Consider the following 19,651-nt stretch of genomic DNA (forward strand, 5'->3'; position numbering starts at 1 on the left):
CTCCTATTTACCGATAAATACTTTAATAGTTCTCTCCTCAAGCATCACTTCTCTGGCACTTTTTAAAGGTATGGCAGTCTCTAATATCCCTTCCCGGGTAGACGCGGCTTCATACCACCGTTTTCCCTTTGGCAGTGTTGGAAGAGCAAATGTGTGCGGCAGCCAGTGCATATTATAGGCGGTGAATAAAGCCTCTTTTTCATTCTGCCCACTGATATATACTCCCAGCTGCCGGCTGGCGATTTCAGATGGAACCTGCCAGGCATTTTCCCCATGGTAAGAAATATCAGGAACGCCGCAGCTCGTATAATCGATTCCCTTCATTTCTCTATCGGGATATAACAGTCTATGTTCTTTTCTGAAAGATATCAGCCCTTTTACGAAAGAGAGAAGTTCTGCTTCTTTGGGTATCCTGCTCCAGTCAAGCCATGCTGTAGGATTATCCTGACAATAAACATTGTTATTGCCTTTCTGTGTATTACCGAACTCATCACCTGCTAAGATACAAGGTGTTCCCTGTGACAGAAGAAGGATAAAAAATGCATTGCGTATCTGCTTTTTGCGCAGTTCTGACACTGTCTTCTTTCTGCTGGGCCCTTCCGCCCCACAGTTCCAGCTGTAGTTAAAATCAGGACCGTCCTGATTATTTTCTCCGTTGGCCTCGTTGTGTTTGCCGTCATAGGAAAAGACATCATTTAATGTAAAACCATTGTGGCCGGCCACATAGTTGAAAATTCCTTCCTCCTCGGATTGACGCTTTAACCACCACATGACATCCAAGACCATACCCTCGTCGCCCTTTAAAAAACGGCGCATTGTATTCTGGTAGATATCTTGCTTTTTCATAATCTTTGTACAGGCAAGGAACGGATCCCGGCGCAGGGCATCCATGGTAATCCGCACTGGATTGACGATAAAACCGTCTATATGATATTCCCTCACATAATAACGGAGACAGTCAATCATCATAGTCTCTCCTGTTTCCGCATCAAAAGGCATTTCCAGAACCAGCTCGATCCCCGCCTTATGCAGAGACTTAACGAGCAGTTTCAGTTCACTTACGGCGTCGCCGGATGCGGCGTAAGAGGACTTGGGAGCAAAATAGTATCCTTCCCCATACCCCCAATAATTGGTATATTTTAAATTCTCTTCAAAATCATAGACTGGCATACACTGAATCTGGTTTATTCCCAGCTCTTGGAGATAAGGAATTTTCTCAATAATCCCCATAAAAGTACCCTTATGCTTGATTTTGGAGGAGGCATGCTTTGTGAATCCCCGCACATGAAGACTGTACGCGATCACTTCATTATAGGGAATTCTAAGGGGCTTGTCCCCCTCCCAAGGATAAGTACCGCCCACTATTTTTGTGCGGACTTCATGCTTCTGCGTATCCCGCTCCTGATTCCAAAGCTGCCGTCCGGCAAAATCTTTGCCGTATGGATCTGGTATAATAGTCTCGTCAATTCGATAGTTATATTCATAATTCTCCGGTGTATCCAGACAGACAGCTATATGCCGGATGCGGCCCGCTGTATTATCTTCATCCATCGCTAATACCTGCACTGGTGTTGTCTCGCCTTTTTGATATAATAAAAGCTCACAGGTGGATTCCTCCGGCGCCGCCGCCGAGAAATTGACCCATTCCCCTTCCACGGTAGCACCCATGGGCAAAGGATAACTTTTTTCTTTATTCATATATACTTCCATCCTTTTTACTGCCATCCATCTGCACCGTACATCTCCACATTATCTGATGTAATGAAAAAGACCTCCTCATGAGTAACCTCTTCATAATCATCACCGTTCAAAATGGCGATACCGATTTTAGCCGCTTTTTTCCCTATATTGATTGGAGATTGACCGCTTGTCCCACGAATAAGAGTATTCTTTTTAAGCAGTTCTTTCTTTAAATCCGGAGAACCATCCACTCCATATATCATAATATCATCGAGGCCGGCTGTATGCGCCGCCACCAGCGCCCCAAGCGCAATTTGATCGTTGCCGCACATGACTGCCGTAATATCTTTGTTATCGGCAAATATTTTATCCGCTTCCTGCCTGGCTGTATTCAAATCGCCCTGTGTATCCGCTCTTGCCACAACTTCAAAACCTTTGTCGGCAATCGCTTCCTCAAACCCTGTTATTCTGTCGATGACAGAGTTCTGGGAAGGACTTTCTAAGATAACTATCTTGCCGCCGTCCGGACTTTGCTGGAGCAGATCCTCCCCGCAGATATAACCGGCATTTTTATTGTCCGAACCTATGTAGGCATCTACATAGGTTGTTTCTTTGACCTCTGAATCAATATTAATAATCTTAACATCTGCCGCTTCTAATTTTTCAAGGGCAGGTGTTATTTCATCCCGTGATACCGGACATAAAAAAATGGCATCTATCCCCGCTTCGATCATCTCATCGATCTGCTGAATCTGTAAATCAATATCAACCGCAGGGTTCTTAGTAATCATGGAATGCCCCTGTGACTCCAACGATTCTCTCAGTGATTGCTCCAGTGTGATGAAATAAGGATTTTCCATAGTGATACAGGAAAAGCCAAACTTATAGCTTACCGTCTCATCCTGTTCTTCTTCCTCTTCCTTTATGGCATTGTCCTCGCTTGTGCCCACATTTTTCTTGCAGCCTGCGAGAAGGCTTATACAAAGCATAATGGCTAGCAATACTGACCCTATACGTTTAAACATATTATTTCCTCCCAAAAAACCTTTCTTTTATTGTAACTTTTTTACGGACAATGTCAATAGTTTTCCCCTTGCAAATCTTGTCCGACTCTGTTAGAGTGAGTATATCAGATGAAAGGAGAACCTGTAACTATGGAAAAAGAGCATTGCGACTGTGGCTGTAACGAGGAACATGAACATGGCCACATTCTTACAGAGGGTGTCGTTACCTTAACATTGGATGATGATGAGGAAGTAGACTGCGCCATCATCACAACTTACGAGGTGAATTCCAAAGAATACATTGTACTTCTTCCCTTGGATGAGAACGGGGAGAACGAAGAAGGCGACGTATGGATTTATCGTTTCATGCGTGACACTACCGGAGGCAATAATCACGGAATCGACGCTATCGAAGACGACGATGAGTATGAGGCAGCGGCCGACGCCTTTGACGAATGGCTGGATGAGCAGGAGTTTGCAGAGATATCCGACGGCGAAGAAGAATAATCTATTAAAAAAGCGAAAAGGTCTCTTGGTGTCAAGAGGCCTTTCCTAATAGTTCTGCCACAAAACGGGACGGTTTCAAACAGTTCCCGTTTTTTTCTGTTATATAGGATATATACAAGCGCTCCTTAGCACGTGTCAAGGCAACATAAAACATCCGGCGTTCTTCTTCCAGTTCCTCCTTCGTCTCTGCCTTTTGGTAAGGAATTTCCCCTTCATTTGCATGAATCACAAACACGCTCTCAAATTCCAGACCTTTTGCGGCATGCATCGTCATAAGCTGTACTTTCCCTTGGTGTTCTTCCTCCACAGCCCGCACACTGCGCTGTGCTTCCAATTCCTTCGTATATTCCTTGATATGGCGTCTCCAGTCTTCAAATGTGCGGTAAGTTTTGCATCGCTCTTCCAGCTCTTCCATGACAGCCATCAGGCTGTGCCAAGGAATCTGGTGTTCCTTCGCATATTCTTTCAAAAAACTGTCATATCCAACTCTTTTCCGTATATATTGGATTGCCGCGTAAGGCGCCATATTCTCGAGGATACGCAGATCCACCTCCAGCTGGTCGATAATATCCTGCATATATTCTTTGTCGCAGTAAAAACATCGTAATTCCTCAAAGGTCACAACGGGATGTTCCATAGACGCTCTCGACAAATACCGCACCGGCCGGTTCGCTATTTGGAGGAACAGATTGCGTGCCCTGTCGCCGGAGGCCAGCTTTAAATAAGCCAGCATGTCCCTTGCGATAAAGTGCTCATAAAAATTGGGAACCCTCTCTTTTGTCTCGTAGGCGATATGATGCTCGTTCAGTATCTCCGTCACCATGCGGGCCTGCATCGCAGTGCGGTATAATACTGCGATTTCTTCCGGCTTTGTGCCTTTTTCAAGAAGCTTCTCTATCTCCACCGCAATATAACGGCCTTCCTCCGCCTCATCCTTCACTTCTTGAACGTGTACGGCCTCCCCTTTTCCTCTGAGGGATTGTACACGTTTAAAATAACGGGCCTCATTGTGATAAATAACGCGGCTGCCCGCCCCTACAATAAATTCCGTGGAGCGGTAATTTACTGTCAAGGGTATGGTCCGGATTTCCGGGAACTCCTGTTTCATATAGAGCATGAGCTCCGGCTTGGCACCACGGAATCCATAAATCGACTGGTCGTCATCCCCCACAACGAATAAATTATTTTCAGGAAATGTCAACAGCCTCATGATTTCATATTGAATTCGGTTAATATCCTGAAATTCATCAATCAAAATATAGGTGAACCTATCCTGCCATTTACTGAGAATATCCGGCCGTTTCTTGAATAGTGCATAACACTGCACCATCATATCATCAAAATCAAATTTTCTTTGTTCCTTCTTTTTGTGCTCATAGGCCCGGAACACCGCCGCAAACTCTTCCGAATTCAGTATTGCGCTCTGGAATTCATGCAAATGCAGAAGTCCATTTTTGACAATGCTGATTTCTCTGGCAAGTTCCCGCAGCAGCTCCTCTTCATCCCCTCCATCGGGCGCTGAAGTGATGTCCTCTGAATTTACAACATGCCGCAGCAGGTCGAGCCCCTCCTTCTCCGAGAGGAGATTGGCCGGACTCAAGCCGTATACACATTTTAAAATACCGTAGAAAACACTGTGAAAGGTGCCGAAGGTAACCGGATATGCCTTTCCCTCCGTAAGCTGCGCAAAACGCTCCCTCATCTCTCTTGCGGCATAACGGGTGAATGTGATGACTAATATCCTCTCCGGCTTCACTTGTCGTTCTTCTATTAAATACTTTGTCCTCTCCGTAATAATCAACGTCTTTCCGGAACCCGGAGGGGCCAGAACCATACAGGGCCCTTCCCCGTGACGTACTGCTTCTTCCTGTCCCTTATTTAATCTCATTAGTACCCCTTTTTTCTAGCTCAACATCTCAATCGCTTTTTTAATACGAGCCAGAGATTCTTCTTTGCCAAGTATCTCCATAATCTCTGTAGCTCCGCCCGGAGTGTTCTGCTTTCCTGAAACAGCCGTGCGGACCGGCCACATAATGAAGCCGTTCTTACATCCCTTTTCTTCTACATATGACTTCAGGACAAGGAAAAGTGCATCGTTGCTGTAATCGTCGCATGCCTCGAGTTTTGGAAGGATTTCCTTAAGTGCCTCCAGAGAAGTTTCTTCGTTCGTTTTCATCTTTTTATGACAATACATGGCAGTGTCATATTCAGGAAGTTCTTCGAAGAAATCAACCTGCTCCTTGATATCCGGCAAAATCTCAATTCTTGTCTTTACAAGGGCAGCAATCTTCTTCAAATCCAAATCTTTGGTGATTACTTCTTTCAGGTAAGGCTCGGCCAATTCGTAAAATGTATCAAAATCCATGGACTTCAAGTACTCGCCATTCATCCATTTCAGTTTAGCCGTATCAAACACGGCCGGTGACTTACTCATATGACGATAGTCAAATTCCTTCACCAGTTCTGGCAGAGAGAATATCTCCTGCGTGCCTTCCGGACACCAACCAAGTAGTGCGACATAATTCACGATTGCTTCGCTGACATATCCTTGCTCCAGAAGGTCTTCATAAGAAGAATGTCCACAGCGCTTGCTCAGCTTTTTGTGGTTCTCGTCAGTGATCAGCGGACAGTGTACGTACACAGGAACTTCCCAGCCGAACGCCTCATAGAGACGGTTGTATTTGGGCGCAGATGACAGGTATTCATTTCCACGGACTACATGAGTGATTCCCATAAGATGATCATCAATTACATTTGCAAAATTGTAAGTAGGATATCCGTCTGATTTAATCAAAATCATATCGTCAAGCTCTGCATTCGGCACGCTGATGTCTCCATAAATCTCATCATGAAATGTTGTAATGCCTTCTGTGGGCATGTTGATACGGATAACATACGGCTTTCCTTCTGCCAGATTTGCCTCGATTTCCTCTTTGCTAAGGTGCAGGCAATGCTTATCATAATTCACAATTTCAACACCGTTTTCCGATACGGATGTACGCAGAGATTCCAGTCTTTCTTTATCACAGAAGCAGTAGTAAGCATCTCCCTGTTCAATAAGCTGCTTTGCATACTTCAGATAGAGGCCGGATGCATTTCTCTCGCTCTGCACATAAGGCCCTACCCCTCCATCTTTATCAGGGCCTTCATCATGAATCAGGCCTGTTTTTTCTAAGGTACGGTAGATGATGTCAAGAGCGCCATCTACGAACCTTTCTTGATCCGTATCTTCAATACGGAGCATAAAATCTCCGTCCTCATGTTTCGCTATCAAATACGCGTACAGCGCAGTTCTTAAATTTCCTACATGCATTCTGCCGGTAGGACTCGGCGCGAATCTTGTTCTTACTTTATTCATTGTAACATTTCCTCTCTATATTTCATTTGTTTTTTCACTGCTCTTTTTAAATCGGCAAGAAGCTAAAGATATACTACCATATTCTATAACCTACTTCAAGTGTGTGCCCTCCTTCTTTCGACAGCAAAGGCCAAAAAATTCCTTTGGTATAGACAGTACGAACACAATCCCTACCACGATGGCAAACGCTATTTTAATGGCTTGAATCCCATTCTGGGCAGCCAGCTCTAAACTGTTAGTCACAAGATAGTAGGCTGTATAGTAAACGCTGCTTCCAGGAATCAGTGGAAAGATTCCTGCCACCAGAAATACTGTGATGGGACATCGTTTCCAGACAGCAAAGTACCGGGATAAAAAGACAACGACCAGCGCTCCTGCCAGTGAAGCTATCGGGGCTGTGGTAAATTGTGACACGGCTAGATAGGCCGCCCACCCTGCCATTCCTGTAAAACCACAACAGATATAAAAGCGCCGGTGTACATTGAATAAGATAGTAAATCCAAGTGTCCCAAAAAACGCACAGATCAGACTTGTCAGCACTTCCATCAGAAACCACCTCCTAACAGCCCGTGGTAGAGCGATAAGACCGTACTTGCACCGATGGCGATATACATAAAGACCATGATTGTGTCCAGCATCCTCACTGTCCCTGACAAGAAATCGGTATTGGCAATTTCACGGATAGAGTTGACGAACGCCACCCCCGGAATTAAGGGCATAATGGCCCCGATAATCATTTTATCCACGCTTACTCCAGTTTTAAAAGGGATGTATGTGGCAGCCAAAGCTAAAAGCGCAATCATCCCACCGCCAAGTATATTTTTGACAAGTTTTGGAAAACTATGCTTTTCTGCCCATAAGCTGAACAAAAGTACCATAGCCCCAATCACCACTGTCAGAAGGCTTTCCGTCACGCTGGCTTTAAGAATATAGCAAAAGCATCCTGCCCCTATGCCGGAAGCCAGCGCACGGTAAAAAGGATTTTTCGCAGGGCGCTTCCGAATCTCCTCCAGCTTTGTCGAGGCCTCCTCCAGCGTATATTTTCCCGCTGAAATATGCCTTGACAGATCATTGACTTCCGTGACAATCCCCAGATGTACCCCGGAAAGAGGGATATGTTTCACTTTCGCGAACACTGCTTCTTTATCGTTATTTCCTGTTATAAAAATAGCATTGCTCAATATGAAGGCATCCACATCGTCCACCTGATAAGCCTTACATATGTGAGAAATCGTGTCCTCGACCCGCCATATTTCCGCACCGTTACTTAAAAGTACCGTCCCCGCGTCGAGGGCAAGCTGCATGATTTTATTGCAATTGTCGTTTGTTGTTTTAATCTCTGCTTCCATTTACTCTCCAAACTGCTTCATCCAAATCTGATTTCCACTCAAATTGTTCAGCCGGCACTCCCTCTCACACAGTATCAGGTAGCTCTTTTCACTGTCATTCTTAGGAATGGATACGGAGCCCGGATTCAGATAAAGCCATCCTCCCTCCTGCTTCTCATAAGCTGGCACATGGGTATGCCCGTTCAACAAGATTTCCCCTTGTTTGAGATAAGGTGGATTGGACGGATTGATATGATGCCCATGGGATGCAAATATCATTCTCTCTCCCAACTGGACTACGGCGTACTCCGCCATAATAGGGAATTCCAGCACCATCTGGTCCACCTCAGTGTCACAGTTTCCTCTGACGCAGAGCAGCCTCTCTTTGGCACCATTTAACATAGTGATTACTTCCTTGGGAGCATAGTCCTCAGGTAAATCGTTACGCGGGCCGTGATATAGTAAGTCGCCTAAAAGTAAAAGCTTATCGGCCTGTTCACGTTCCATGGCTTCCAGCATTTTCCGGCAGCATTCTGCCGCACCATGTATATCTGACGCAACCATCCACTTCATTGTACATCATCCTCACTTTTTACTTTACTTTTAACAATACGCACATATTTCAATGAATTTTGTTTCCAGCCGCCCTTCTTCAACAAGCCAAATACGGTATCCATCACAAATATGGCCAGCGCGATCACACCCGCTATTTCCAATGTCTGCGTGAAATAATACGCGGTCATTTTTTGATTTCCTTCTATAATATAATGAACAGTTTGATACATGCCTGTTCCCGGCACTGTGGGCAATATTCCTGCTATCAAAAATAAAGTGACCGGAGCTTTAAAGATTCTGGCAAAGGTATGAGATAAAAATGCGACCGATAACGCTGATAAGAATGAAGACAGTACTTCTCCTAACCCTGTATTGATACCAATCGTATAGACCAAGCATCCCAGTGCCCCGACAAGTCCCGCGCGCAGGACATATTTCTTTGGTGTTTCAATTAAATAAGCAAAAGAGTAGACCGCCAAAAACGCCCCGAATACCCTAACTGTCGTCTCTGCCGCCAAATTCATATTACCTGCCTCCTTTCAAGAAAATATTGCTGAATATAGCAATACCGATACCAATGCCAAGGGCAATACCTGCCGCCTTTAAAAATGCTTCCAGAGTTCTGGCAGCTCCGGAGATATAGTCGCCCTGCAGTGTATCTCTTACCGCATTTGTGATAGCCATTCCGGGTACCAGCGGCATGATGGCGCTTATCATTACAATATCCATGTTCATAGGCGTTCCGATTATCGCTTTTAGGACAATACTTATAAATGCAACACCTACGGAAGATGTCACATCTTGAATAAAGGCATGGAATTCTAGTTTTTTCCCGCAAAACAAGCACAGCGCCAAGAACGCTCCTACAACGGCGGCCAGAGCTGCATCCGTCAATCTGCCGCCGAACATCAAAGTAAATCCTGCACAGGCTCCCGCTATTGCAATAGGATGAAGGGAGCCGTTGTGCTTCTCTCCTTTGAGCTCCAGTAGCATATCGTAAGCCTGTTCCACCGTCAGATATTGTCCGCAGTATCTTCTCGATATTTCATTTACTTCCACAACACGGCTTAGGTTCGTCCCCCTGCTTGCCACACGCTTTACGATACTAACAGGCATTTCGCCCGTCCGCTTAAGCGTTGCGCTTATTCCTGTCATCAATACAAGTACTTCTATAATCTCTGCATCATCAGCAGTCTTTAATATATGATGCATTGTGTCTTCCACACGGTAAGTTTCTGCTCCGCTGCACAGCATGATTTCGCCCGCCAGCATCGCAGTGTCAAACAAAAGCTGCGTATCCATAGTATCAAAACCTCCGCTCATTCCCGGTGTAGGCCGGAGAATGAATAATAGTTTCTAGTCTCAAACATCATACTATTTCTATGTTTAAAAAGCAACCATTAAAAAAGAAAAAAAGCACCCTGCCTTCCCCTTGGCGAGTGCTCTTTTTCAACTTTTGGAGTGCTAAATTATTATAACCCTGCCGGAAGGTCTACTCCCGGCAGAACAATTTAGTTAATTAATGTATCCGCATTTTTTCAACTCTTCTTCTGCCTTTGCAAGATTTGCATCGGACACACGGATAATAGGACCAGTACAGCCCATTCCGCTCTCTGCATAAATGTTGATCTTCCAGAGTGCCTTTACCGCATCCTCAAGATCCATAACTTCGATTCCAGGAATCTGAGAAGTTACGATTTCCTTCGGAGGCTCTTTTACATCTTCTTCGGCAGCTGCCGGTTTGGATGCGGCTTTGTGAGCGTCTAAGATTTCCTTCAGGCCGGCTTTCTTGACAGCCTTGAATTCTTCTTTTGCCACTTCAAATACTTTTCCTCTGACAAGCTGGGCCGCATAACGGATTGCATTTGCAATTACCGGTGCGCCTGACGCACGGGATACAATCATAACAAGCTGTTCGTATCCTTCCCCGATACCCGGGCCATAACCGTAACCTGTTGCTTCAAAGCTTCCGCCTGTTGTGTAGGAGGAGAGCATCTTCACAAGAATGTTACCTGTCAGAGAATCTGTGACCATGATGTCCGGTGATGCCTGAAGAATATCATTTCCACGCATTACACATCCGCCATCTGCTCTTCCGGATTCTGCAAATTCAAAATTGTAGCCTTGTTCCTGAAGCTGTTTCAGGGCTTTTTCTGTCTGACGTGCACCGTCAACATTCAGAATACCCACGGTAGGATTCTTCTTGCCGCATGCTTTCGCAGCGATAATGCCGTAAACAGCATTTTTGATCATACCTTCAATACGGTCAGTACTTGATGTACCTGTTGTATTTGCGATATACATTTCTTTGTTCTTTGCCGGAGTAACAACACGTCCTACGGTAGAAACGCCGATTGGGAACGGGAAGTGCATGGTTACTGCCGCATCCACTTCTTTGTTCTTGAGAAGTTCTTCCATCTTGTCATGGCCTTCTTCGTCGTTTGCAACCTTGACTGTTGTAACACCTTCCGCTTCCAGAGTACCGATGTAGTATACATCTATTCCGTCTTTGGCAGCTTCCACAGCAGCAGCCATGGAGTTTTCTTCTCCATGCTCACTTCCCATTCCGGTCAGTGCGATTTTCGGACGTTTGCCAAAGCTTCCCGTCTCCAATCCCTGTGCCATTTCCATAAAGGTGTCGGCAATCATTCTTTCAATTCCATTTGCCATCTTTGTCCACCTCTCTATTCTGCCATCAATGATGCGGCAAAATCCTTCATAGCTTTTGCGATTAATCCTTTAACTTCTTCTTCGGATACGCCGCTGTTATCCTCGGCGCCTGTGTTTGCCTGAATAACGAAGGATACACCATCGAACAGGTTGGTCATACGTCCAAGGAACAAACTTCCCTTACCGATAATCATTGCGTTTTTCTGCTTACCTGCAAGGATATCTTCTCTTGCAAAACCGATGTACGGTACACCTGACGGGATATGGCCCTGTGTCGGTGCCCATCCTGTAAGGCCATGTTTCTCAGCAAATGTTGCAAGGTCTTTTTTCTCCAGCTCGCCGCGCTTTACAGCAAGAGCTGCAATCATCTTGTAGTTAGCAAGCGGAACATCTCCAGCGCCTGCCGGTTTTGTGATATCCGGGTTCTGCATTTCAGGAGAGAATTTATCGATATCTGTAATCTTCATTCCTGCTCTTTCCAGCGGATCAGCTACAAGGCTTCCGATAACATTCTGCGGAGCACTTCCTGTTCCTACTGTATGACGTCCAAGAATGTCCAGATTGATTTCTGGGTTCACACCATCGTTCTCGCAGATAATAACACAGAATCCTGCAAGGCAGTCTTCCAAAATCGGAAGTCCTTTCTTCACATGGTCTTTTCCATTCATACCAAGCTTAGCAGTACATCCGCCAGCTGTAACAGCAACACATTTGTATGCTCCTGATTTAACCAGTGCAGCAGCCTCGATCAGTGCATGGGACGGTCCTGCACAGAATCCTCTGGAGTCAGATCCTGTCGCATTCATAAGTCCTGCAACTTCAGCAGCAGCCTTCGCAAAGTTACCGCCGCCTCTCTGATTCATATCACCACATGCTTCCTCAGCACAGTCAATAACATATTCTATATCATTTTTATCAATTTCAGCATTGCGTACTGCGTATAACAACGCAAGAACACTGGATGCTTTACTCATAAGGTTCTCATGCATAACATGCGCGGAGAGGTTCACGTCAATATCATGTGCTCTCTTAACACATCCAACTAATTTTCCATCGAGGTATAAGCCTTCTGCATGCTCTTCATTGACAAGAGCTTCAATTTCAGCTGATTCGATACCTTCTTCTACCCTTGCCACGATATCTTCTGTGATAATCGGGTCAGCGGCAAATGCTTCTTTATATGTGCTTACGAATCCTTTTTCAAGTTTTGCAACTTCGAACATATCGCAAGCCTGAACTAAAAGAAGGAATTCTGCTTCCGGCATGATTTCGCCGTATTTTCCATATCTCTCAGCGCCTTCTTTAGCTTTGTCAAAATAAGGGAATTCAACCTGAGTCAGGTCGTCTGGGTGAGCATTCCCTATATATACCTGATTCGGCCAATAATTCACACAATCTTCGTAAGAACGAAGATGGCTTTCTAATTCTTTCAAATATTCTGATTCCGGATTGACAACTCTTTCTGTGGTCTGAGTTGTTCCGTTGTATACTACCATCTGAGGAGTATGCGCCAATACATAGCTGGCACCTTTAATTACACTATTCATCGCTAAGTGTCCACCTTTCTTATAGATAAAAAAACGGTGAGGTAAGTATTTACCTCACCGCCTTCAGATATCCGAAATCTTCTGTTTCAGATTCATCTTATAAATACTTACAGTATTCGTTACGGATAGATGACATTTCGCTTACGATGTCGTCAACGTCAAGTACCATTTCCATCATACCTACCTGCTCATCGTAAACTGCTTCGTCAAATTCTTCCTTCAATTCTGGTTCACATACGTGATATGTCGTGAGTCCAAGCTGGACCCCTGTCAACGGACCTGCGAATGTAGGGTCGCCTGCTGTAACGGTTTCTGCTGCAAGACCTGCCGCTTCACCTTCAGCTGCACCAACGATTACAACTACATTTTCTGCACCATATTCGTCAGCAAATTCTTTTACCCTTTTCTGATTCTCAAGATCCATTGCGCCTGCGCTCGTTCAGACGAAACATTCTGTTGAAGAAAAAACTACATCTCCGCCAGCTGTCTTAACGCATTCAGCGATAGCTGGTCCCGGTACACCGTCACGGTCACCGATAATAACAACTTTTTTATCTTTTAAAATTGCCATGATGTTATTTTCCTCCTTCCCTTCATTTTATTTTTGTTTGGTTTATTTAAGAAACGCTGTGCGTTTACTTAACATTAGTTACTTAAAATATCAAATTAGATGTATTTCTTGATCATTGCTTCGATATTTTCCTGTGTAGCGTCGTCTTTAACAACTTCCTCTACTTTTTCTCCATCTTTGTAAATTGCCATAACCGGAAGTCCCAAAATCTTCTGGCCGATAGCAAGACGGCGTGCTTTTGTTGTGTTAAGAGAAGTGAATTTTAATTTGTCACCATATTTGTCAGCCATCTCATGTACAAACGGCATAAGAGCCTGACATGGTACACAACCGTCACCAAAGAAATCTACAAATACGTAGCCTTCAGCTTTTAACACTTCTTCTTCAAACGTGTTTTTGTCTAATTCTACCATTGGTTTGTCCTCCTTGCTCTTAATTATATTTTTCTACTCGTTGATATATTTTTCACACTGAGTAGCCGCGATTGCTCCGTCAGCAGCTGCAGTCACAACCTGACGAAGGCTCTTTACTCGGATATCTCCTGCCGCAAATACACCCGGGATATTGGTGTGCATATCTGCATCTGTTGGAATATATCCTCTTTCATCCATCTCAAGACCCTTATCTACAAAAATCTTTGAGTTTGGAAGTGTTCCGATGAAGCCGAATACGCCGAACATACCGTCCTCTTCATCAGCCACAATCTTGGTGAGTTCGCCGGTTTTTACATTCTTTACTGTCATTTCAGAAAGGATGCCGTCTCCGCCGACCTCTTCAACTACAGTATCCCACATAAAGTGAAGCTTTTCATTCTTGAACGCTTTTTCCTGAATGGATTTTGCTGCTCTGAGTTCATCACGTCTGTGGATAATAGTAACTTTTCTAGCGAATTTTGTAAGGTACATAGCTTCTTCAACGGCAGAATCACCACCGCCCACAACATACACTTCAAAATCCTCAAAGAAATTGGCATCACAGGTAGCGCAGTAGGATACGCCTTTGCCCATGAATTCTTTTTCGCCTTTACAGCCGATAGGTCTTGAAAAGGCTCCTGTAGCGATAATAACAGTCTTGCCACAGTATTCTCCTTTTGCGCTGATGAGCTTTTTAACATCTCCCTCCAGCACAACGTCATTGATGACGTCAGACACACGCTCTACGCCAAATTTTTCGCATTGCTGTGTCATTCTTTCGATGAGAGACGGTCCGCTTTCACCTTCTACTATCTGACCAGGATAGTTTTCAATTTCATCAGTGATAGCAATCTGTCCACCATCTTTGCCTTTTTCTACGATTAAAGTAGAAAGGCGGCTTCTTCCTGCGTACAGACCTGCAGCTAAGCCTGCAGGTCCCGCACCCAGGATAATTACGTCATAAATCTTGCTCATAACGTGTTTCTCCTTCTTTCTTATGCATATTAGTTATCGAAGATTGTCTGACCATCAACTTCTGTTGTCAAAGCGTTTAATGCTTTTTCAACTAATCCCTTACGAAGTGCATACTCTTCATCTTTGTCAAGCGCCGGATTTCCAAGCGGATGAGGAATAGCTATAGCAGGAACAATTCTGTTAGCTCCAACTGTCATAGAGATAGGTGTTACTGTACAAACATGAACTACCGGAAGTCCTGCAGCTTCAATGCCCTTAACCATCGTTGCACCGCAACGTGTACAGGTACCTCAAGTAGAGGTCAGAATAACTGCGTCAACTCCGTCTGCAAGCAATTTCTGAGAGAATTCTTCAGCAAATGCTTTAGAAGATGCAACGGCTGTACCATTACCAACTGTTGTGTAGAACTTGTTGTGTAATTTTCCAATCACACCGTTCTTTTCCATCTCACGAAGTACGTCAACCGGAAGTACACGGTCAGCGTCCTCATTAGCGTATACCGGATCGTATCCGCCGTGAGCTGTTTCATAAGTTGCTTCTGTAAGGTCCATAACGCCTGTGATGTCATATTCACCATAGTGAGAAGCGTTGGAACTTTCAATATGATCCGGATTTCCTTTCGGAACAATACCACCGGATGTAACAAGAGCGATTGTAGCTTTGCTCAAATCTTTGATTGCCGGATTTGGTTCAACCCTGTCAAATGACGGCATCGGATATTCTGTCTCAAACGGTTTGTCAGCAAGTTTCTTGAGAAGCATATTAACAGCTCTCTTAGATCCGCGTTCTTCTTCAAAGAAGTTCACGCGAACGCCGTTCGGCATATAGCCTTCCTGACAAGAAGCGCCGATTGCTTCTTTTTTAGCAATCTTAAGAGCTAAAGGAGCCAATTTGCTTACAGCATCCTTCATACCAGCAGCGCTGTTCTTTGTAGCGATTGTATAAACTTTATTTTTGAACATATCAGCGCCCGGATTTTCTACATACATACCTGTAACAGCCGGAATTCCTAATTCTTCCTGTACTGCATCACAGATAGTACCGCATGCAACACCGTAACGGCCTGCATTGAAAGCCGGTCCTGCGATAAAGATATCCGGAGCCTGCTCCTTAACCATCGCAAGAATGTCTGCTTTTGCTTTTTCCAGATTTTCGTTGAAGTAAGAGTCACCACAAACAATTGTAGCAACGATTTCTGCTTCTTCTCCGAAATACTGTTTTAACGCCATGCCAGGTCCAACGATTTCGCCAACGCGAATCTCTGCCGGGTAATCTGCTTTTTCTTCTCCACCGATATTAGCGAAGAACTGATTGATATAATGTACAACTTTAATTTTACTCATTGTTTTTACGTCCTCCCTTCCTATCGTGCACTTAAGTAACCGAATCCAGTTTCATTGGTAGCGCCTGTAATAGCCTGGATTTCAACTTCGATTGTTCCATCTTCACGCAGAGAGTGTTCATTACCACCTGCGATTGTGTTAACGTAATCTAAAGTTCCGATAACTTTGTCCATCTTCGGAAGAACGATTACCTGATTAGCATTTCCGCCTGTTACAACTGCATCTGCAGCTACATCAGCATCTGCAAGTGACTGAGATTTACCGTCACGTCCTGCATACTCGTCTGTGATGATTACAGTCTTAACGCCTTCAGCTTCAATCTTCTTACAGTTCATGATAAGGTCGGTATCCGGGTTTCCGAATCCTTCCTGAGACACAATAACTGCATCAAGATCTAACATGCGGCACATTTTTGCTGTCCAGTCAGAGGAGCGCATTTTGTCTGCAAGGTAAACATTTTCATTTGTAATAATCTGGCAAACGAAGTTAATTGTCTTGCCGTGTTCTTCAAACAGGTCATGTACTACCGGGTTGTTTTCATGTACATAAGTTGGGTTCTTATCACATGCAGATACACAGTTACCGGAAACGATAGCTCCATCCATGATTTCTGTCGGGCACATAATGGTAGACAATGTCTTTTTCGCGTCTACGCCATATACATATGTGTCATGAAGAAGTCCCTGACTCTGCAGCATCTGAACATAGGCAACTCTCGGAAGTTCCGGGAACTTTTCTTTCCCTTCCATGATTCCGTATGTTTCGTAAACTTTTGTTTCATCCGGAGTAAGCTCACGAGCCAGTTCTCCAAGGTAAACAGCCACTTTGAATCCAGCGATTCTTACAGCTTTTTCATAGTCATGCTGTTTGACACCTTCAACAGGCTCACATACAACTACGAGGTTGTTCAGTTTAGAGAAAGGTGTATAGTCAGCACCAGGACCTGTCATGTCAATGATACCCTCCTGGAATCCAACAATCTTACCAGCGGTAACAACAGCCATACCCTTAAGAGCATAAGTCTTACCACTTCCAACCGTATCAACTTTTGCGATTACGCCCGGGAAGATTCCCCCTCTTCCTTCTACTTTAACACGTGGTTCAATCACGTCTTTAACCGGTGTGATTCTTACGCTCTCACCTGGTTTTGCAATATCAAGATTTACGCTTTTGATTTTTTCGTCCTCAAGAACGATAGCCTTTACAGCTTCTTCGGATACAGTAAGAACTCCGTTTTCAATTTTGGATTCTGTGCCAAACTGAATGTCCTTAATGAATATGTTACCCAATTCTAATTTCACTGTAAATTCCCTCCTTTTTTTTAATTGTTTACTATATGCCCCAAAAGTACTTGCGTACTTCTATAGCCGCTTTTTCAGAATGGTATTTTACCAGCATTCTGCAGATGGTATTGCGCTCCCAATCAGCGTGCAGTCAATTAAGCGGAAATCTTCGTATACGTCCGAATCATACTGTCCGGTTCTGTCCTGAAACTTTCCGCATGCCTGAATCGCACTTTCAATCAACTTCATCGACTGCATGTCCAGCCCTTCCGGCTTTTCTGACATCAGTACGGACTTGTACGGCGTTTCTTTCGGCTTTACACTCCCCGACAAAGGATGAGTGAGAAGCTTATATCCGTCATAAATCATATCCCTTACTTTCTTAAGTGTGTCCTCGAAAGAAAGCTCTTCATACTCTACATGGTAATCAGTCCCAAACTTTTCTTTCACCAATGTATTGTTTGTGATAATCATAAATCCGCCCATCTTGTCCACCTTCTAGTCTGTCTTCTTTCACCTTTTTTATCCTTAAAGTGTTTAAAAAAAGGACGACTCAAACAAACTTTTTGCTTTTGTCGTCCTTCTGTCTCCCGTTATCTACCAATAACCACTTTCGGATTCAGAGTGTAGTCCCTTTTTCGATCCTTTTGCCTGAAAGTTTCACCGTCTTCCTATGTAACATTCTGAAATACAGCTTGCATCTTCGGCGGCTGCCTGACGTTAAGCACACAGCTCTCTCGCGAAAAACATCACCCTACTATTCAATTGGCTCTAATAAGTTAAGTATTTTTTTAACAAATACCCCTTCATACAAGGTTATTATAGCACAACATTATGCAAAATGCCAGTCTTTTTATTGACTTTTACAGTTTTATTTATAGTTTTTTTCTATATGCTTTGTCCGCCACAATCTTCCTGTTGTGCAGATTTATGCGCCTTTTTTCTGACTTGGCAGGAAATTATTGTAGTAATCGTCGTGCACCTTCTTGACCATGCCGCTCAAGGCAAACAGGCCTATAACGTTAGGAAGTACCATCATACTGTTGAAGCAGTCTGCCATATTCCAGACAAGGTCTACTTCCTGAAGAGAACCAAATACTACACATACGCATACGAGCACTGCATAAATCTTAACGGCCTTTGAGCCGAACAGATAGCGAATGTTGGCTTCACCGAAGAAGTACCATCCGATAATTGTAGAGAACGCAAAGAACAGCATACATATAGCAATAAAGATTTCACCGAACTTTCCATATACTGAAGAGAATGCAAACTGGCTCAATTCAGCTCCTGTTTTTCCTGACGCTCTGGAACCTGTTGTGATAATAACAAGCGCAGTGAGATTCAGGATTACGAATGTATCGATAAATACGCCGACCATGGCCACGAATCCCTGTTCAACCGGATGATTCACCTTAGCAACCGCATGTGCGTGAGGTGTGGAACCCATACCGGCCTCATTGGAGAACAATCCACGAGCAACACCTTTTGTCAGCGCAAGCTTGATAGTAGCACCGAGAGCACCGCCGGTGATGGCTGCAGGATTAAAGGCTCCTACAAAAATGTCCTTGAACGCGGTAGGAATAGCCGTAACGTTTGCAAAGATAACAATCAGGGCGCCTATGATATAGAAGGCCGCCATAATAGGCACGATTGTCTCTGTAACTTTTGCAATACGCTTCATACCACCTGTGAATACAAACAAGGCAAGAATTGCGATTACAATACCCATAGCAAGCTTCGGAACGCCAAAAGCGGTATTCCAAGATGCAGCGATGGAGTTAGCCTGAACCGCATTGCCCATGAATCCGAGAGCAAAAATAATCAGTACTGCAAAAATTGCAGCAAATACTTTACCGAACGTTCCGGTGAATGCTGCGCGTATGTAGTAGACCGGACCACCGGTCACCGTACCGTCTTCAGCCACCTTCTTATACTTCTGGGCCATCGTTGCTTCCGCGAAGATCGTTGCCATTCCTAGAAATGCACTGATCCACATCCAGAAGATAGCTCCCGGGCCACCAATCGCAATCGCCGTGGCCGCCCCTGCAATATTACCGGTACCTACCTGCGCAGCTATGGCCGTTGCTAAAGCCTGAAAAGAAGACATTCCATCCTTCCCGGCTTCCCCTTTCTTCTTGAACAGTCCGCCGAAGGTCCGCCTCATACCTTCGCCAAACCCTCTCACCTGAATGAAGCCAAGCTTGAACGAGAACCAAAGTCCCGCTCCCACCAGAGCCACCAATAAAACAGAACTTGTCAATACATCATTGACCTTCAATACTATGTCGTTAAACGCCTCGTACACAATATACCCTCCTTTTTCTCATAGATATTATTTATAAATACCATTCGTTACCTCTATAATACTCTATTTAGTGAAAACATTCAAGAAAATTCCATTATATGGAAGAATT

19 protein-coding genes and 1 riboswitch are annotated in these 19,651 nt (G+C 44.3%); of the genes, 1 reads left to right on the plus strand and 18 read right to left on the minus strand.

Going from position 1 to position 19,651, the window contains the following annotated elements:
• Positions 1 to 3: 3 nt before the first annotated feature.
• Together BN6465_RS05435 and BN6465_RS05440 are read right to left on the minus strand one after the other, a co-directional pair.
• Entirely contained in the window at positions 4 to 1,698 is a 1,695-nt protein-coding gene (locus BN6465_RS05435) for an alpha-amylase family glycosyl hydrolase (protein WP_066732814.1), read from the minus strand.
• Between the two features lie 17 nt (positions 1,699 to 1,715).
• A complete protein-coding gene (locus BN6465_RS05440; protein WP_066732436.1) occupies positions 1,716 to 2,705 on the minus strand; it encodes a sugar ABC transporter substrate-binding protein in 990 nt (329 codons plus the stop codon).
• A gap of 129 nt (positions 2,706 to 2,834) precedes the next feature.
• On the opposite strand from BN6465_RS05440, the gene BN6465_RS05445 reads away from it, so the two are divergent.
• Positions 2,835 to 3,191, plus strand: coding sequence for a DUF1292 domain-containing protein (locus BN6465_RS05445; RefSeq protein ID WP_066732438.1), 357 nt, complete (start codon positions 2,835 to 2,837; stop codon positions 3,189 to 3,191).
• 31 nt (positions 3,192 to 3,222) lie between these two features.
• On the opposite strand, the gene BN6465_RS05450 is transcribed toward BN6465_RS05445, so the two are convergent.
• From BN6465_RS05450 to BN6465_RS05535, 16 genes are all read right to left on the minus strand, one after another.
• Positions 3,223 to 5,079, minus strand: a complete 1,857-nt coding sequence (locus BN6465_RS05450; protein WP_066732442.1) for an ATP-dependent helicase — start codon at positions 5,077 to 5,079, stop codon at positions 3,223 to 3,225.
• Positions 5,080 to 5,094: 15 nt separating this feature from the next.
• Positions 5,095 to 6,549, minus strand: coding sequence for a glutamate--tRNA ligase (gene gltX, locus BN6465_RS05455; protein ID WP_066732444.1), 1,455 nt, complete (start codon positions 6,547 to 6,549; stop codon positions 5,095 to 5,097).
• Between the two features lie 90 nt (positions 6,550 to 6,639).
• Complete coding sequence (locus BN6465_RS05460) at positions 6,640 to 7,095, minus strand: threonine/serine exporter family protein (protein ID WP_066732446.1); 456 nt, start codon at positions 7,093 to 7,095, stop codon at positions 6,640 to 6,642.
• Entirely contained in the window at positions 7,095 to 7,898 is an 804-nt protein-coding gene (locus BN6465_RS05465) for a threonine/serine exporter family protein (protein ID WP_066732448.1), read from the minus strand. Before BN6465_RS05465 ends, BN6465_RS05460 begins: the two co-directional genes overlap by 1 nt.
• Positions 7,899 to 8,450: a phosphodiesterase gene (yfcE, locus tag BN6465_RS05470; protein WP_066732450.1), complete on the minus strand. Its 552-nt coding sequence runs from the start codon at positions 8,448 to 8,450 to the stop codon at positions 7,899 to 7,901.
• Entirely contained in the window at positions 8,447 to 8,956 is a 510-nt protein-coding gene (locus BN6465_RS05475) for a threonine/serine exporter family protein (RefSeq protein ID WP_066732452.1), read from the minus strand. The genes yfcE and BN6465_RS05475 overlap by 4 nt, the downstream gene beginning before the upstream one ends.
• Before the next feature lies 1 nt (position 8,957).
• The gene (locus tag BN6465_RS05480; protein ID WP_066732453.1) at positions 8,958 to 9,734 is read right to left on the minus strand and encodes a threonine/serine exporter family protein; all 777 of its coding nucleotides are present in this window, start codon (positions 9,732 to 9,734) and stop codon (positions 8,958 to 8,960) included.
• A gap of 213 nt (positions 9,735 to 9,947) precedes the next feature.
• Positions 9,948 to 11,102: a glycine/sarcosine/betaine reductase complex component C subunit alpha gene (gene grdD, locus BN6465_RS05485; protein ID WP_066732454.1), complete on the minus strand. Its 1,155-nt coding sequence runs from the start codon at positions 11,100 to 11,102 to the stop codon at positions 9,948 to 9,950.
• 14 nt (positions 11,103 to 11,116) lie between these two features.
• Positions 11,117 to 12,649, minus strand: coding sequence for a glycine/sarcosine/betaine reductase complex component C subunit beta (gene grdC / locus BN6465_RS05490; protein ID WP_066732455.1), 1,533 nt, complete (start codon positions 12,647 to 12,649; stop codon positions 11,117 to 11,119).
• A 97-nt stretch (positions 12,650 to 12,746) separates the two neighbouring features.
• Positions 12,747 to 13,220, minus strand: coding sequence for a glycine/sarcosine/betaine reductase complex selenoprotein A (gene grdA, locus BN6465_RS05495; RefSeq protein ID WP_082891590.1), 474 nt, complete (start codon positions 13,218 to 13,220; stop codon positions 12,747 to 12,749).
• A 95-nt stretch (positions 13,221 to 13,315) separates the two neighbouring features.
• Positions 13,316 to 13,633 carry a thioredoxin TrxA gene (trxA, locus tag BN6465_RS05505; protein ID WP_066732459.1) on the minus strand — a complete coding sequence of 106 codons (318 nt, stop codon included), beginning with the start codon at positions 13,631 to 13,633 and terminating at the stop codon, positions 13,316 to 13,318.
• A gap of 33 nt (positions 13,634 to 13,666) precedes the next feature.
• Positions 13,667 to 14,608, minus strand: coding sequence for a thioredoxin-disulfide reductase (trxB, locus tag BN6465_RS05510; protein ID WP_066732461.1), 942 nt, complete (start codon positions 14,606 to 14,608; stop codon positions 13,667 to 13,669).
• 29 nt (positions 14,609 to 14,637) lie between these two features.
• Positions 14,638 to 15,951 (minus strand): glycine reductase complex selenoprotein B, encoded by a 1,314-nt coding sequence (gene grdB, locus BN6465_RS05520; RefSeq protein ID WP_082891591.1) that lies wholly within the window; start codon positions 15,949 to 15,951, stop codon positions 14,638 to 14,640.
• A 20-nt stretch (positions 15,952 to 15,971) separates the two neighbouring features.
• Positions 15,972 to 17,252, minus strand: a complete 1,281-nt coding sequence (locus BN6465_RS05525; RefSeq protein WP_066732470.1) for a glycine/sarcosine/betaine reductase component B subunit — start codon at positions 17,250 to 17,252, stop codon at positions 15,972 to 15,974.
• An 87-nt stretch (positions 17,253 to 17,339) separates the two neighbouring features.
• Positions 17,340 to 17,720, minus strand: coding sequence for a GrdX family protein (locus tag BN6465_RS05530; protein ID WP_066732472.1), 381 nt, complete (start codon positions 17,718 to 17,720; stop codon positions 17,340 to 17,342).
• A gap of 143 nt (positions 17,721 to 17,863) precedes the next feature.
• A riboswitch (glycine riboswitch) is annotated at positions 17,864 to 17,986 on the minus strand.
• A 176-nt stretch (positions 17,987 to 18,162) separates the two neighbouring features.
• Positions 18,163 to 19,542: an alanine/glycine:cation symporter family protein gene (locus tag BN6465_RS05535; RefSeq protein WP_066732475.1), complete on the minus strand. Its 1,380-nt coding sequence runs from the start codon at positions 19,540 to 19,542 to the stop codon at positions 18,163 to 18,165.
• Positions 19,543 to 19,651 lie beyond the last annotated feature (109 nt).

The sequence above is a fragment of the Bariatricus massiliensis genome, assembly GCF_900086725.1.
Taxonomy (GTDB): Bacteria; Bacillota; Clostridia; order Lachnospirales; family Lachnospiraceae; genus Allocoprococcus; species Allocoprococcus massiliensis.